This is a genomic window from Geothrix fuzhouensis (assembly GCF_024609325.1).
In the GTDB taxonomy this organism is placed as follows: Bacteria; Acidobacteriota; Holophagae; order Holophagales; family Holophagaceae; genus Geothrix; species Geothrix fuzhouensis.
In genome coordinates, this window is sequence record NZ_JANHMQ010000001.1 from 342,542 (window position 1) to 357,210 (window position 14,669).

General features: G+C 66.3%; 16 protein-coding genes. 5 read left to right on the forward strand and 11 right to left on the reverse strand.

Annotation, left to right across the window (positions count from 1 at the left end):
- Positions 1-3 precede the first annotated feature (3 nt).
- Entirely contained in the window at positions 4-975 is a 972-nt protein-coding gene (locus tag NOV74_RS01610; RefSeq protein WP_257308688.1) for a DUF1028 domain-containing protein, read from the reverse strand.
- A 62-nt stretch (positions 976-1,037) separates the two neighbouring features.
- Here NOV74_RS01610 and NOV74_RS01615 point away from each other — a divergent pair, with 62 nt between their 5' ends.
- Both NOV74_RS01615 and NOV74_RS01620 read left to right on the forward strand, forming a co-directional pair.
- Complete coding sequence (locus NOV74_RS01615) at positions 1,038-1,925, forward strand: DUF1684 domain-containing protein (RefSeq protein ID WP_257308691.1); 888 nt, start codon at positions 1,038-1,040, stop codon at positions 1,923-1,925.
- A gap of 129 nt (positions 1,926-2,054) precedes the next feature.
- The gene (locus NOV74_RS01620; RefSeq protein WP_257308693.1) at positions 2,055-2,237 is read left to right on the forward strand and encodes a hypothetical protein; all 183 of its coding nucleotides are present in this window, start codon (positions 2,055-2,057) and stop codon (positions 2,235-2,237) included.
- Between the two features lie 14 nt (positions 2,238-2,251).
- Here the strand turns inward: NOV74_RS01620 and NOV74_RS01625 are convergent, their stop codons facing one another.
- The 6 genes from NOV74_RS01625 to NOV74_RS01650 form a co-directional block, all read right to left on the reverse strand.
- Entirely contained in the window at positions 2,252-2,683 is a 432-nt protein-coding gene (locus NOV74_RS01625; RefSeq protein WP_257308695.1) for a DUF6526 family protein, read from the reverse strand.
- Between the two features lie 26 nt (positions 2,684-2,709).
- On the reverse strand, positions 2,710-3,135 hold the full coding sequence (gene arfB, locus NOV74_RS01630) for an alternative ribosome rescue aminoacyl-tRNA hydrolase ArfB (RefSeq protein WP_257308696.1): 426 nt from the start codon (positions 3,133-3,135) through the stop codon (positions 2,710-2,712).
- 21 nt (positions 3,136-3,156) lie between these two features.
- Entirely contained in the window at positions 3,157-4,470 is a 1,314-nt protein-coding gene (locus NOV74_RS01635; RefSeq protein WP_257308698.1) for an ABC transporter permease, read from the reverse strand.
- Positions 4,463-5,710, reverse strand: coding sequence for an ABC transporter permease (locus tag NOV74_RS01640; RefSeq protein ID WP_257308700.1), 1,248 nt, complete (start codon positions 5,708-5,710; stop codon positions 4,463-4,465). Before NOV74_RS01640 ends, NOV74_RS01635 begins: the two co-directional genes overlap by 8 nt.
- Complete coding sequence (locus NOV74_RS01645; protein WP_257308702.1) at positions 5,707-6,456, reverse strand: ABC transporter ATP-binding protein; 750 nt, start codon at positions 6,454-6,456, stop codon at positions 5,707-5,709. Before NOV74_RS01645 ends, NOV74_RS01640 begins: the two co-directional genes overlap by 4 nt.
- Before the next feature lie 67 nt (positions 6,457-6,523).
- Complete coding sequence (locus tag NOV74_RS01650) at positions 6,524-7,744, reverse strand: efflux RND transporter periplasmic adaptor subunit (protein WP_257308704.1); 1,221 nt, start codon at positions 7,742-7,744, stop codon at positions 6,524-6,526.
- A gap of 312 nt (positions 7,745-8,056) precedes the next feature.
- Here NOV74_RS01650 and NOV74_RS01655 point away from each other — a divergent pair, with 312 nt between their 5' ends.
- Entirely contained in the window at positions 8,057-8,512 is a 456-nt protein-coding gene (locus NOV74_RS01655) for a hypothetical protein (RefSeq protein WP_257308705.1), read from the forward strand.
- Between the two features lie 61 nt (positions 8,513-8,573).
- On the opposite strand, the gene NOV74_RS01660 is transcribed toward NOV74_RS01655, so the two are convergent.
- Together NOV74_RS01660 and NOV74_RS01665 are read right to left on the reverse strand one after the other, a co-directional pair.
- Positions 8,574-9,743, reverse strand: a complete 1,170-nt coding sequence (locus tag NOV74_RS01660; protein WP_257308707.1) for an acetate/propionate family kinase — start codon at positions 9,741-9,743, stop codon at positions 8,574-8,576.
- Positions 9,744-9,835: 92 nt separating this feature from the next.
- Positions 9,836-10,738, reverse strand: a complete 903-nt coding sequence (locus tag NOV74_RS01665) for a thiamine pyrophosphate-dependent dehydrogenase E1 component subunit alpha (protein WP_257308709.1) — start codon at positions 10,736-10,738, stop codon at positions 9,836-9,838.
- Positions 10,739-10,791: 53 nt separating this feature from the next.
- Between NOV74_RS01665 and NOV74_RS01670 the strand changes: the two genes are divergently transcribed.
- Together NOV74_RS01670 and NOV74_RS01675 are read left to right on the forward strand one after the other, a co-directional pair.
- Positions 10,792-11,274 carry a GNAT family N-acetyltransferase gene (locus NOV74_RS01670; protein WP_257308710.1) on the forward strand — a complete coding sequence of 161 codons (483 nt, stop codon included), beginning with the start codon at positions 10,792-10,794 and terminating at the stop codon, positions 11,272-11,274.
- Complete coding sequence (locus NOV74_RS01675; protein WP_257308711.1) at positions 11,274-12,620, forward strand: CCA tRNA nucleotidyltransferase; 1,347 nt, start codon at positions 11,274-11,276, stop codon at positions 12,618-12,620. The genes NOV74_RS01670 and NOV74_RS01675 overlap by 1 nt, the downstream gene beginning before the upstream one ends.
- On the opposite strand, the gene ispF is transcribed toward NOV74_RS01675, so the two are convergent.
- The gene (gene ispF, locus NOV74_RS01680; RefSeq protein ID WP_257308712.1) at positions 12,617-13,108 is read right to left on the reverse strand and encodes a 2-C-methyl-D-erythritol 2,4-cyclodiphosphate synthase; all 492 of its coding nucleotides are present in this window, start codon (positions 13,106-13,108) and stop codon (positions 12,617-12,619) included. The genes NOV74_RS01675 and ispF overlap by 4 nt on opposite strands.
- A complete protein-coding gene (locus tag NOV74_RS01685; RefSeq protein WP_257308713.1) occupies positions 13,105-14,631 on the reverse strand; it encodes an ATP-binding protein in 1,527 nt (508 codons plus the stop codon). Before NOV74_RS01685 ends, ispF begins: the two co-directional genes overlap by 4 nt.
- Positions 14,632-14,669 lie beyond the last annotated feature (38 nt).

A 14,669-nucleotide genomic window follows, 5' to 3' on the forward strand; every position in this document is an offset into this window, starting at 1 on the left:
AGCCTACTGTGCCTCGATGGCCTTGAGCAGGGCGGGATCCTTGGGCAGTTGATCCACCTCGGCGAGGCGGGGAACGAGGCGCTTCCAGAAGGGTTCGGCGGCGAAGACCTGCTTGAAGAGGGGCAGGGCCTCGTCGCGCTTGCCGCTGGAGGCCAGGGCCACGGCCTGCCAGAAGGGCATCTCCCAGATGCCGGGGGCCAGCTTGGCGGCTGCCTCGTAGGCGGCCTTGGCCTCGGGCCACTTGGCGGCGGTGACGAAGCCGTCACCCTCGTCCATGAGGCGATAGGCGCGGCGCAGCTGGATGAGGCGGCCCAGTTCCTTGAGCGGATCCGGGTTGTCCTCCACCCGCAGGTCGAAGAGGCGATCGTTCCATGGCTGGCCCGAGGCTTTGCCCTTCACGATGAGGATGGCGGCGCTCTGCTGGCCGCGGATGTCGCCGCCCTCGGCCTGGGCCGCGCGGAGGGCCGCCAGTAGGCGATCCGCGAGGTCGCCCTTGGCTGCGCGGAAGGCCTTGGCCATGGCCGGCCAGACCGTGGCCTTGTCCATGAGGTTGGCTTCGACGGTGAAGCCTTCGCCGACCTCGTGGCCCGCGGCCTGGATGCACTTGGCGCCCGTATGCGCCGCGGCGCGTCCTTGGGCATCCACCATGGCCACCTGCCGCACTTCGCGGTCCGGATCCGCCGCCAGGAGGGCTTTCAGGGCCTCCGGCGCGGACTTGCCGGCCTTCATGAGGGCCAGCCCAAGGGCGCCGTAGGTGGGATCGGTGAAGCTCTGCGTTGCCACCACACCGACGCCGGCTTCCGCCCAAGGTACCGAGGAGCCGACTGAGAACCAGTGGCTCTGTACCGCCACGCCCAAGTCTCCTGTGACGGAATCCCGGGCCACGATGGAGTAGGTATGGACGGGGCGGCGCGGGACCTCCCCCGCTCGCACGGGAAGGACCAGGGTCAAGAGGACGAGGACGGACAGGCGCATGGGAGCTCCGTGCGGAGTGGGGGTGTGTCCATCATCCTACCCTCCGCTGGTACGATGGCTCCATGTACCGAACCATGTGCCTCTTCTTTGCCTGCCTCCTCCTCGGCGCGGTCGCTCCGCCTGACGCGGCCTATGTGAAAGCGGTGGACGCCTGGCACGCGGATCGGGAGACCCGGTTGGCGGCGGAAGATGGCTGGCTGAGTCTGGTGGGGTTGGACTGGCTCCGGCCTGGAGAGAACACGCTGGGGACCGCGCCTGGCTCGACCGTGCTGTTGCCCGCCGGCACAGCCCCGGCCCAGGCGGGGACCTTCACGGTTGAAGGCGGCACGGTGAGGGTCCACCTCTTCCCCGGCAGCGGCATCCTCGTGAACGGGCAGGCCGTGGAAACCGCGACACTGAAGGCGGATGCGGACGGGAAGCCCGATGTGCTGCGGGCGGGCCGCATCATTTTCTATGTCATCCGCCGGGGCGACCGCCTGGGCCTTCGCCTGAAGGATCCCGAGGCCCCCGCCCGGAAGGCTTTCCATGGCGTGGCGCGCTTCCCGGTGGACCCGACTTGGCGCGTGGAAGCGGAGTTCATCCCTTATGCGACACCGCAGACCCGGGCCATCCCCACGGTGTTGGGTACCTCGGAGCCCATGACGGCGCCGGGACTCCTGCGCTTCAAGCTGAAAGGCCGGAAGTTCACGCTGGAACCCCTCATCGAGGATCCGGCCCACCCCGAGCTGTTCCTCATCTTCCGGGATGCCTCCAGCGGAAAGGAAACCTATCCGGCCGGGCGCTTCCTCTATGCCGCCATGCCCAAGGAAGGGAAAGTGGTCCTGGATTTCAACCGGGCCTACAACCCGCCCTGCGCCTTCTCCCACTTCGCGACCTGCCCTCTGCCGCCAAAGCAGAACGACCTCAGGATCGCCGTTCGCGCGGGGGAGAAGGACTACGGGGAGCACTGAGGAAACGCGGCCGGCACCCGCGTCCGCTAGATCCTTGGTTGGAGATGTATTAGGAAAATAGATGCATTGATTGTTTTTGGGGAAACGTTATCCTTCGTTCAGACACCCCATAAACAGTCCGGAGGACCCATGCCGCCCGGGAACACCCTTGCCAAGGCACCAACCAAGGTGGTCGAAAAGGTGACGGTCGAAGCCTGCATCGCCATCGCCGAGCGGGTTCAGCTTGCCCGGCGCGTCTCCGGCGATGAGGCTGGCTCCGAGGCGGCCAGCCAGATCGCCGACGTCATGCGCCAGGAACTGCTGCGGTCGTGAAACGGGCCTGCTGATCAGACCCGGAATTCATCGGGGCGCCAGGTCTGGATGCGCTTCTTGATGGTTTCACCGTCGAGGCTTTCCTTAAGCGCTTCCCGCACGCGGTCAGAAACCTCGCCATCGGCCGCGAAACGCAGGCCCACGAGCTGCTTGACGCTCAGCTCGGGAATGCGGCCCTTCAGATCCTCGGGCAGGAGGTGGGCGAGGCGCAACTGCTCCTCCAGACGGATGAGACGGTCCTGGACCTTGAGGGCGTAGACGCGGACCTGCACGGCCAGGGCCAGCACCGCCAGGGCCAGAAGGGCGATCCAGAAGGTAGCCAGAGCCGGGCGGCGAACGAACGTGTAGATCGTGGCGACGGACGTAATCAGGAAGAAGGGAAGCAGGACGAAATGGTGCAAGGGCTCGAAGCGGCGATGGGTCGCATAGGTTTGGGGCGTGGACATTGGGGGCTCCGGAAGGAATTTCCAGGTTACTCCAGGGGCCCGCTGCGGCGTCGCTTGAGATCGGAGGACCGTTTCTTGGCATCCAGGCGGCGCTCCTTCGAAGCCTTGGTGGGCCGAGTAGCCCGCCGGGCGATGGGGCGCACCAAGGCCGCGCGGACAGCATCGGCCGCCTTCTCCCGGGCGTCCTGCAGGTTCTTGAGCTGATCGCGGGTGCGGTCGCTGATCACGATCCACAGGCCCTCGGCATCGAGGCGGTTGCGCTGGGCCACGCGCAGGCGGATCAGTGCATCTTCCGGCAGCCCCTCGATGGCCGTGAGATCGATGCGCAGCTCCACCTTGGAGGAGACCTTATTCACGTTCTGTCCGCCCGCGCCCCCGGCTCGCACCGCCTTGAAGCGGATGGCATCTCCGGGGATACGGACAGAGGTCGTGACGAAGATGGGATCAGCCATGATGCGATCCTACCGCCCCTTTCAGCGCATCGCCTCCATGGTGCTCAGCTTCATGGCTCGGAAAGCGGGGTAGAGGCCGAAGACCAGGGCCAGCGTCAGGGCGACGATCCAGGCGGTGATCAGGCCGACGGGATTTACCACCAGACCATAGGGGAAATGGGCGGCGAGGGCCTGGCAGAGCAGGCCGCCAGAGACGGTACCCAGGAGGGCACCGATGGCCGCCAGGACCACAGCCTCCAGCAGGAACTGGATGAAGATTTCGTGATCAGAGGCGCCCAGGGCCTTGCGGAGGCCGATCTCGAACCGGCGGTCGCTGAAGCTGATGAGCATCACGGACAGCACGCCCACGCCGCCGACAAGCAGCACGGTGCCCGCCAGGCTCAGCAGCACCACCTGCCAGCCGTGCAATTGCTCCAGGAAGTTCTGGTAGCTCTTGGCGGCCTCCGCGTCCAGGTCCACCACCTCGGCGTCCTCGATGCCGTGATGGGCCTGCCGGACCCTGCCGAGGAGCATGGCGGACACCTCGCCCAGATCCTCGGTGTGGCGGAGTTTCACAGTGACCTGGGCTAGCTTGTGGGCGGGATCCATGCGGTCCATGTAGGCTTCCAGCGGGATGAGGATGCCATTGGCGTCCGTGTAGTTCTCCTCGTTGAAGATCTGGCCTGGCGCTTGGACGCCCACGATGCGGAAGGGCACGCCCTCCACCACGAGGTCGCGCCCGACGGGATCGCCTCCGCCGAACAGCTTGGCGGCGAGGGTGGCGCCCACCACAGCCACCGTGGACCGCCGCCGCTGGTCGTCTTCGGTGAGTCCGCGGCCCAGGCTGATGGGGCGGTTCATCCAGATGGCATAGTCGGGCGTGACCCCTGTGACGAAGATGCGTTCGGTGTCACCGGTGATGCGCACGGAGGAGGTGCGTTGGGCTCGGGGCAGGAAGGCCAGCACCTTCGGATGGGGCGCTGTGAGGCGGGTCAGATCTTCGTTCCGCAGGCCGGGGCTCATGCTGAAGCGGCTCCGTTCTTCGGCGGTCTCGGCGGATTTGGGAGCAATGCGGACCGTCCCGTCCCAGCTCATGCCGGCAAAGCCGGTGCTGACCTTGTCCATGATGCCGTCCAGCACCGAGGTCATAACCACCAGGGCGAAGACGCCCAGCATGAGGAGGGTGAGGGTGAGGAGGCTGCGGACCTTGTGGGCCCACAACTCCACAAGGCCGGTCCGGACGACCTCCCAGAACATGCCGAAGCTGAACCCGCGTGCCTTCGCCCGGGGCGCCGGGGCCTCGCCGTCGAGCAGGGAAGGGCCGGGGGAGCGGAGGAGGAAGGTCCCGTCACTCATAGCGCAGGGCCTCCATGGGGGACAGCCGTGAAGCCTTCCAGGCTGGATACAGGGCGAACAGGAACCCGGAGATCGCGGCCAGCACGTAGGCCCAGAGAAAGCTGGCAGGGGTCATGTAGAGCGGAATGCCGATGCTTTTCGTGATGATCCAGGAGAAGCCCACGCCCAGCACCAATCCCGCCAGGCTGCCCAGGGCCGTGAGCAAGAGGGCCTCCGTCATGAAGCCCTTAAAGATCTCGCGGCCGGAGGCCCCGATGGCCATCTTCACGCCCACCTCGCGGACGCGTTCCTTGAGACCGGCCATCTGGATGTTCACGTTCACGATGCCGCCGCCCACCAAGGCCAGCACGCCGGAAAGCATGAAGATGATGTCGTAGACATCGCCCTGACTTTCGCGGCGGCGGATCCGGGCCGCCACATCGTCCAGCCGGAAGTCATCCTGGAGCCGATGGTTGGCCTTTACGAGGTCGGACAATTGCTTGGCGAAGGCGCCCATCACGGCCATGTCAGGGATGCGGAAGCTGATGCGGTCGACCCGGCGGTAGGCATCCCCGTTCATGCGGCGCTGCACCAGGTTCGCAGGCACAGCGATGATGCGGTTTCGCCACCAGAACTGGTTGTGCTGGTTCTCCCGGAACCGGAACACCCGCTCTTCGAAGGTGCCGATGACCGTGACGGGAACGGCTCCGATGCGCAGGGTCTGCCCGATGGCGTCGCCCTTCGGAAAGAAGATCTGGGCGGCCTCGGTGCCAAGGATCACCACTGGGGCGCCCGTATCCATCTCTGAGGCTGAGAAGCCTCGGCCTCGGGCCACGGCATAGCCGTTGGCGGGAATGAAGTCCCCGCCGATTCCGGTGATCTGGCGGTCCTGGTCTCCATAAGCCGAGACCACCCGGGAGCGGGCGTTCTTCTGGCGGCTCACGCCCTGGATGGCATTTGCCTGCAGGGCCTCACCGCCAATGGCGTCGGCATCACGCAACCCCAGGTTGGCCTGCTGGAGCGCCGTCGGTTGGCCATCTCGCACGGCGGCTTTGGGCTGGAGGTTCAGCTTGTCCAGCCCGCCCATCTTCACGAACATTTCGTCGGCTCGTCGGCGCTGGCTGTCGGAAATCGAGAAACCGCCCAGCACCGAGGCCACGCCCAGCAGGACGCCCAGGGCCTGCAGGACGGAGCGGCCGAGGTTCTCCCGGATTTCCACCCAGGCTCCGAGCAGCCGCTCACGGAAGGCACCAGAGGTCATCGACCCACCCCGACGTAATGCTCAGCCGGATGGGTGCCCGGCTCGGAAGAGGACATCAAGTCCTCTTCCGAGCCACCCATCATGACTTTGCCATCCCTGATTTCGACCCGGCGCTCCGCCTGGGCGGCGATGGAAGGATCGTGGGTCACCAGCAGCAGAGTGTTGCCTTGGCTGTGCAACTCACGGAAAAGATCCAGCACCTCGGCGCCAGTCTTAGAATCCAGCGCGCCCGTGGGCTCATCCGCCAGCAGGAGGGCCGGCTCATTGGCCAGGGCACGGGCCACGGCCACGCGCTGCTTCTGGCCGCCGGACAGGGTGCCCGGCAACTGGTCGGCCTTGTCGGCGATGCCCACCTTTTCGAGCAGGGCCAGGGCGCGTTCGCGGCGCTCTTTGCGGCCCACCCCGGCGTAGAGCATGGGCAGTTCCACGTTGCGGGCGATGCTGGCCTTGGGCAGCAGGTTGTAGCTCTGGAAGACAAAGCCCACCTTCTCGTTGCGGATCCGCGCCAGTTCGCCGCCCGAGAGGCCCTGGACCTGGTGGCCATCCAGCGTGTAAGTGCCTTGGGTGGGCAGGTCCAGGCAGCCGAGGATGGCCATGAGGGTGGACTTGCCCGAGCCCGAGGGCCCGATGAGGGCCACGAACTCGCCCTTGGCCACGGTCAGGTCGATGCCCCGCAGCGCGTGGACCGCCGTCCCGTTGGCACCGTACACCTTGGTCAGGGCCTGGGTCTGGATGATGGTGGACATGGGAGCTCCGCGAGGCTGTCAGCTATCGGCGGTCAGTTATCAGTGATTGAGAGCTGACGGCTGATCGCTAATTGTTCTCATCATCCTTCTCGACCTTCTTCTTGCTCGGATCCTCCAGGCTCACCTGGTCGTTGGCCTTGAGACCGGAGAGAATCTCCACTCGCTCGAGGGTGGCGATGCCGGCCTGGACAGGCACCACGTCGAAGTATTCCTTCCAGTGGTCCGAGAGCCAGATGAACTTGCCGCGCCCACTGAGGCCCTCTTTGGCTTTGGCGAGGTCCTGGGGGAGGAGGTTTTCCTTCAGGCGGTAGACCACAGTCTGGCCGTCCCGGCGCTGGAGGGCCTCGAGCGGCACACTCACGGCCTTGTCCCGCCTCTCGCCGAGGATTTCCACATTGGCGCTCATGCCGGTACGGAAGGCCTCGGTAAGTTCGTCCAAGGCCACCTCCACCTTGAAGACCTTGATCTTCTCGACCAGGTCGGCGGCCGGCGCCACGAAGCGCACCTTGCCCGTGAAAGCCTTCTGCGGATAGGCGTCCAGCGTGATCCGCACGGCCTGGCCCACCTTCACCTTGGCGATGTCGACCTCGTTGAGGTTCACTCGCACGATGAGCGAAGCCAGGTCGGCCACGGTGAAGACCACCGTGCCGGCATTGAAGGAACTGACGCCCGAGGTGATGGTGTCACCCAGTTCCACACCCCGCTTGATGACCACGCCATTCATGGGGGCGGTGACGCGGGCCAACTGGGTGGAGGCGTTCCCGCTGATGGGGATGCCGCGATCCTCGACGATCTGGTACCGGGTCTGGGCACTTTTGTAGCTCTCTTCTGCGAGGTCCCTGGTCGTCTTCGCGGTGCGGTAGGCCTGATCCGAGATGAGTCCGGACTTGAAGAGCTCGGCCTGCTGGGCGAAATCACGTTCCGCGTTCTTGAAACTCACCCGGGCCTGGGACACGCTGCCCTGCACATCAGACAGAGTCTGGGCCTGGTTCACGTCGGGTTCCACCTCCGCCAGCATTTCGCCGGCACGCACTGTGGCGCCCTCGCGCACCTTCAGCCCCACGATGCGACCGGAGACCGTGGATTTCACATCCACTTTGGTGAGGGGATCCACGACGCCCACTTCCCGGACGCTCACATGGAGGTCCTCCGCCTGGACTTTGCCCAATCGGAAGGGGGTGCTGGCCTCGGTTTTCTTGCCCTTGCCGTCGCCACCTTTGAGGGTGAAGAACATGCCTGTGACCAAGGCCAGGCCGGCCACGGACACGATGACCCATCGCTTTTGCATGAACCCCCCTGATGGGAAAGACTCCGGACCTGCCGGGTTGATGGATGACCTACGAAGCAAAGTCTCAGGTCGTTTAGGCAGGCGTCTGCCCGGGTACCGGCAACCGGTGGACCCGAACCGGCCAACGGACTGGCAGGTCGGGGGAGCGCCGCTGTGGCGTCTCGCCACAGCGATGAGGCAACGATCCTCGGTAGCGACGTTAAACCTTTCTCAATTGTTCGGGACTAAAGATGTTGTGAGTTGGCACGAGGACGGCATCAGGTCGTTCCGGGACGATTCCCCTTCGCGGCCCAGCCGCAGCAGGAGCACACCATGTCCAACCTTCAGAAGCGCGTGGCCCTTATCGTGGCGGCGGGCCTCATCGGCGCCTCCCTCATGGCCCAGGCCCCTGTGGTGCCCCCGCCGAGCGGCCAGCAGGTTGAGCAGAAGGGCGCGCACGTCGAACGGCGCGGCGAGGCCCAGGAGCGCAAGGGCGAGCGCCAGGAGCGCCGCGGTGCACGCAACGAACGCCAGGGCGACCAGAAGGAGCGCCAGGGCGCCCGCCTGGAAAAGCGCGGCGAGGCCCTCGAGGCCAAGGGTGATGTGAAGGTGGGAGCGGCACTCGAGCGCAAGGGAGAGCACCGCGAGGCCGCGGGCGCGGCCCAGGAGACCAAGGGCGCGCGCCAGGAGCGACGCGGAGCGCGCAACAAGCGGAAGGGCGAGCGCAAGGAACAGCGTGGCACCCGCATCGAACGCAAGGGTGAGCGCCTGGAGAGCAAGGGGAAGTAACTGCTCCAGCCCTCATGAAAACGGCCCCCAGGCGGGGGCCGTTTTCATGAGCAGTGAAGCGCTATCGCACCGTCTCCCGCGCGATCATCAATTCCTCGTTGGTAGGCACCACCGTGACCACCACGCGGGAATCCGGGGTGCTGATGATGCGCTCGCCAGTGCCGTGCTCGTTGGCCTCGGGATCCAGCTTCACGCCCAGGAACCCCAGCTTGCTGCAGACCTTCGCACGAACGTAGGTGCTGTGCGTGCCGATACCGGCGGTGAAGGTGATGGCATCCACGCCGTCCAGGACGGTGGCGTAGGAACCAATGAACTGGCGCACGTTGTAGGTCAGCAGGTCCCGGGCCAGTCGGGCCCGGTCGTTGCCGCTGTCGGCGGCCAGCTCGATCTCGCGGAAGTCAGAGGACACGCCAGAAATGCCCAGCAAGCCCGATTTTTTGTTCAACAGGTCCGTGATGGCCGCGTAATCCAGGTGCTCCTGCTCCATGAGCATCTCCACCACACTGGGGTCGATGGTGCCGCAGCGGGTGCCCATGATGACGCCCTGGAGCGGCGTCATGCCCATGCTGGTGTCCATGCTCTTGCCCTGACCCACGGCGCAGATGCTGGTGCCGTTCCCGATGTGGCAGGTGATCACCTTCAGGGACCGGAGGGGCCGGCAGAGCAGGATGGCCGTGCGGGCGGCCACGAAGGCATGGCTGGTGCCATGGAACCCATAGCGGCGGATGCCGTACTTTTGGCTCAGTTCGTAGGGAATGCCATAGGTGCGGGCGTGGTCAGGGATGTTGTGGTGGAAGGCGGTGTCGAAGACTGCCACATGGGGCACATCGGGAAACGTCTCCCGAGCGACCCGGATGCCCAGGGCGTTGGCTGGGTTGTGGAGGGGCGCATAGATGGCGAAGGCTTCGATATCCTGAAGCACCTCGTCTGTCACCAGCACCGAATCACCGTACTTGGGGCCGCCATGGACCACCCGATGGCCCACGGCGTGGACGGGCGTGTCATGCAGCACGTTGGAGTGGAGGCGCTCAAGAATCGCCTCCAAGGCCTCCCGATGGGTGGGGACGGGAAAGGTCTCCTTCTTCTTCTCACCGAGGATGGTGCAGGTGAGGATGCCGTCGGCTAGGCCGATGCGTTCCGCGATGCCCTCGGCGATCGACGCCTCGTTCACCATGTCGAAGAGATTGAACTTCAGGCTCGAAGAGCCAGCATTCAAAACGAGAACAAACACAGAGTCCCCCATGACAGGAAAGTCTAGCGTCCAGGGAAAGTGACCGATGACTCATTGTGGATGAATGGGTCCCCATGGGGACCAGAGTTGGCTTAGGTCGAGAAAACCCCCACCTCCAAGGTGGTCGGATCGGGCCAGGGGGCCGCCTCGGCGAGTTCGGCGGCGGCGAGGAGTTCGGCCTCGAGCCGGGTGCGTAAATCCGGAACTGGTGCCCATTTCCTGCGCGTGAGCCAGGCTTCGAAGCGGGGCAGGGGATCCTTGGCGGCCCACTGGGCCAGCAGGTCGGGGTCCACGTATCGCTGATCGTCGTGTTCGGCGTGACCTTTCATGCGGAAGGTCTCGCAGACGAGGAAGACGGGGCCCTTGCCTTCCAGGCAGCGCTGCCGGGCCTGGGCGGTGGCGTCATAGACCGCCGCGGCGTCATTGCCGTCCACCGTGAGGGTGAAGGCGCCCTGGGACCGCGCGGACATGCGTCCCGCCATCTGGCGATCCGGGGGGGTGGAGAAGGCATAGCCATTGGATTCGCCCACGACGATCAGGGGGAGCTGCTGGACCACGGCGAAGTTGAGTCCTTCATAGAACGCCCCGGTGGAGCTGCCGCCATCGCCGATCCAGGTCATCGCCACCCGCCGCTCGCCCTTCTGGCGGAAGCTGAGGGCCACGCCCGCCATCACGGGGATGAGGGCGCCGAGCATGGAGGTGGGCGCCAGAATGCCGCGCGCCACCGAGCCGAAGTGGTTGTTGTGTTCCCGGCCTCCCGTGGGGCTGGTGGCGCGGCCCAGGTACTGAAGAAAGATCTCAAGCGGGGTGGCGCCCCGGACGAACATGGAGCCCAGGTTGCGGATCATCGGCGCGATCACATCATCCGGCCCCAGCGCCATGGCCGTGGCGCAGGCGGTGGCCTCCTGACCCAGGCTACGGTAGATGCTGCCGAGGGTCTTGCCCTGGCGGAACAGCTTCACCAGCCGCTCTTCCGTCAGGCGGGTGAGCAGCATGGCCTCGTGAAGGCGGAGGGCGGTGTCCCGGTCCATCCGGTTAGCATAGACCCATGCTGAGCCTCCGTCCCGCCGTCCCCGCCGATGCCCCGCTGATCCTGCAGTACATCCGCGAACTGGCGGCCTACGAGCGCGAGCCGGAGGCGGCCGTCGCCACCGAGGCGGACCTCCAGCGCCACGCCTTCTCGGACCACCCCCTGGTGAAGGTGACCATGGCGGAATGGGATGGCCGGGCGGCGGGCTTCGCCCTCTGGTTCCTGAACTTCAGCACCTGGGAAGGCAAGCCCGGCATCTACCTCGAGGATCTGTTCGTGCGCCCAGCCTTCCGGGGCAAAGGCATCGGCCAGGCCCTGCTCCGGCACCTGGCCGCCCTGGCAGTGAAGGAGGGCTGGACCCGCTTCGTGTGGCAGGTGCTGGACTGGAACACCCCGGCCATCGAGTTCTATGAGGCCCACGGCGCCAAGGTGATGCGGCCCTGGCTCACCTGCCGGGTGGAAGGCGAGGCGCTGGCGAAACTCGCTGGAGGCGTGGACTGATGTGGGCCCCGCTGCTCCGCCTCCAGGCGGCCCTGGGGCCCGAGGCTGAGCTGGTGGTAGTCGGCGGCGCCGTCCGGGATGAACTGCTGGGACGCCCCCACGCGGACTGGGACCTGGCCACGAAGCTGATGCCCCGAGCCGTGATGGACCGGGCGCGGGTCGCGGGGCTGAAGTCGATCCCCACAGGCCTCCAGCACGGCACCGTGACGGTGATCCTGGAGGACCGGCCCATCGAGATCACCACCTTCCGCAGTGACGGGGACTACCTGGATGGGCGGCATCCCGAATCGGTGCGGTTGGGCGTCAGCCTGGAGGAGGATCTGTCCCGCCGGGACTTCACCATCAACGCCATGGCCCTTCCCGTGGGTGGTGGCGACCTGGTGGATCCCTTTGGCGGCCGTGCGGACCTGGAGGCCCGGATCCTCAGGGCCGTAGGTGACCCCCTGCGCCGCTTCGCGGAAGATGGCCTTCGCACCCTGCGGGCCTGCCGCTTCGCGGCCCAGCTGGGTTTCGAGGTGGAGGCTGACACCCTGGCAGCCATCCCCGAACGGCTGGAGGTGGCCCGGAAGGTGGCCGCGGAGCGGGTCCTCACGGAGCTGACGAAGCTGCTCTGCGGCGCTGAACCCAAGCAGGGCCTGGACCTCTTGGCCCAGACCGGCCTGCTGGACCTCTGGTTGCCGGAGCTGCGTCCCATGATCGGCTGCGGGCAGAACCGGCACCATCGCTGGGACGTGTGGCGCCATACCCTTGAGGTCGTGCGCTGGGCGCCGGCCGAGCCGGGGCTCCGCTGGGCGGCCCTGCTGCATGACGCCGGCAAGCCTGGGGCCAAGGGTCTGGGAACGGACGGCGAGGTGACCTTCCATGGCCACGAAGCTCAGTCCCTGGCGATCGCGACGATCATCTTGGAGCGGCTCAAGGCGGCCCATGCGCTTCGCGGCGAGGTCCTGGCCCTGGTTCGCCACCACGGCACTCATCCGGCGGCGGCGTGGAGCGATGCGGCATGCCGCCGATTCCTCCGCCGCCTCGGCGAGGATGGGTTGGATCTGGCGCGCTGGGCGGCCTTCCGTCTGGCGGACCAGCGCGCCAAAGGGTTGGAGGTCGAGGCCCGGGAGCGGGAGCATGCCGCGATCCTGGCCCGGTTGGAGTCCGTGCTGGCCGCGGCGCCGCCCCTGGCCGTGAAGGCCCTGGCCCTGGATGGCGCGGCGCTGATGGCGCTGGCCGGGCGCGGGGGTGGCCCCTGGCTGGGCAAGCTTCAGCGCGACTTGCTGGAGGTGGTGATCGAGGATCCTTCCCTCAACACACCCGAAGCCCTGGCTGACCTGGCCAAACAGAGGCTTCCAAGCTAGATCCGCTCGATCAGCACCACCGCCTGGGCGGCCAGGCCCTCGCCGCGGCCGGTGAAGCCCAGCTTCTCGGTGGTGGTGGCCTTCACGTTCAAGGCCTCGGGGTGGAGGCCCAGGAGCGGGGCGATGCGCTCGCGCATGTGCTGGCGGTGGGGGCCGATCTTCGGCTGTTCGCCGATGAGGCAGACATCAGCGTTCACGACCCGATACCCACGTTCGGCAAGATCGCCCAGCACCCGTTCGAGCAGGACTGCAGAATCGGCGCCCCGGTAGGCAGGATCCGTATCTGGGAAGTGCTGGCCGATGTCGCCCAGTCCCGCGGCGCCCAGCAGGGCGTCCATGAGGGCGTGCAGCATGACGTCCGCATCGCTGTGGCCAACCAGGCCCCGGTCGTGCGGGATGGGGCAGCCCATGAGGATCAGCGGACGACCCTCTTCCGGCGTCGCGAAGCGATGGACATCGAATCCCAGGCCGGTGCGGAAGGAGGTCATACCCGTTCAGCTCCCAGGTTGCGGTGTTCGCCGGTGGACTCCTCCGAAACCTTGATCGCCCCGGTGATGGGGTGATCGGGGAGGAGGATGATCACCTCGGTCCCCTCGCCCTCCTCGCTGATGAACTCCAGGGTGCCGCCGTGCTCCTCGACGATCTTCTTCACCGTGGCCATGCCGAGGCCCGTCCCCCGCTTCTTCCCGTAGCTGAAGAAGGGCTCGAAGATGCGCTTGACCACGCGCTTGGGGATCCCCCGGCCCTGGTCCTTCACGCGGATCTGCACCCCGCCAGTAACCTGGATCCAGCTCACCACCACTTCGCCGCTGATGCCGACGGTGGCGTCCAGGGCATTGGCCAGCAGGTTCTCCATCACCCGGGTGAAGCGACCCGGATCCAGCTTGATCAGGCAGGACTGTCCTTCGGCCCGGAGGGCCACGCCCATTTCGGCCGCCCTCGGCACCAGCGGCTCGATGATGGCCTCGAGGAAGGCGCGTAGGTCGACTGTCTCCCGGCGGGGTTCGCGTACTTTGGCGAAATCCAGCACATCCTGGCTGAGGTGGGTGAGGCGGTCGACGCATTCCAGGATCTTGCGGGAATGGTGGCGGACCTTGCTGTCTTCGGTGGATAGCTCAAGCAGATCAGCGTGGCCTCGGAGTACGAACAGCCCGTTCTTGAAGTCGTGGACGATGGAACTGGCCACCTGGCCCACCGTGGCGAGCACGTGGCTGCGCAGGTTCTCCTCGGACAGTCGGGCCCGCTCGATGGCGATGGCGCACAGCGAAACGATGGCTTCGAAGGTCGGCCGATCGGGAGGCTCGATGATGGGACGGCGGCTGTCCAGGTAGACCACGCCGATGCGCCGGCCCTGGAGCAGCAGCGGCAGGCAGAGGATGGTCTTCAGTTCGAGCCGCTGGATCGAGTGCTGGCTGAGCAATTGGCCATCTTCGGACACGTTCAGGATCCAGATGGGGTCTCCGGTTTCGAAGACCTTGTGGACGCTGGACATCGACAGCTGGATCTGACCTTCCAGCTGCTGGCCGAGGTTGCGCTGGACCCGGCACGCCAGCTCGCTGTCCTCCAGGAGCATGAGGAAGCCCCGATCCGTCCCCGAGATGCTGAGCAGGCGGTCCAAAGTCTGTTCGAGCATGTCCTCCAGGTCCACTTCCTGGGCCAGGAGCTGGGCCGCCTCGAGAATGGCCTGAAGGTGAATCTCCGAGCTGCTGTGGTCCGTGCGAACCAGGGTCAGGGTGTAGGCGCCGTCCGCGAGACGCAAGGAGGTCCCAGGCTCCCAGGCCGCGCGGTCCAGCGGTTTCTCGTTATAGAAACTGCCATGCGTGGTGTGTAGATCCTCGGCCCACCAGGTATCGTTCTGCAACTCCAGCCGGAGGTGGTTGCGGCTGATCATGTTGTCGGACAGCACCACATCACAGAGGCTCTGCCGGCCCACCGTGACGGAGCGGTTGATCGGCACCGTTCGCTCGAACCCGTGCCGATCTCGGATCAGGAGTTGGTAGCGCTGGGCCACGGCATCTCCCGGTAGGCGTCAGGGGGGAGGGAAGAGGG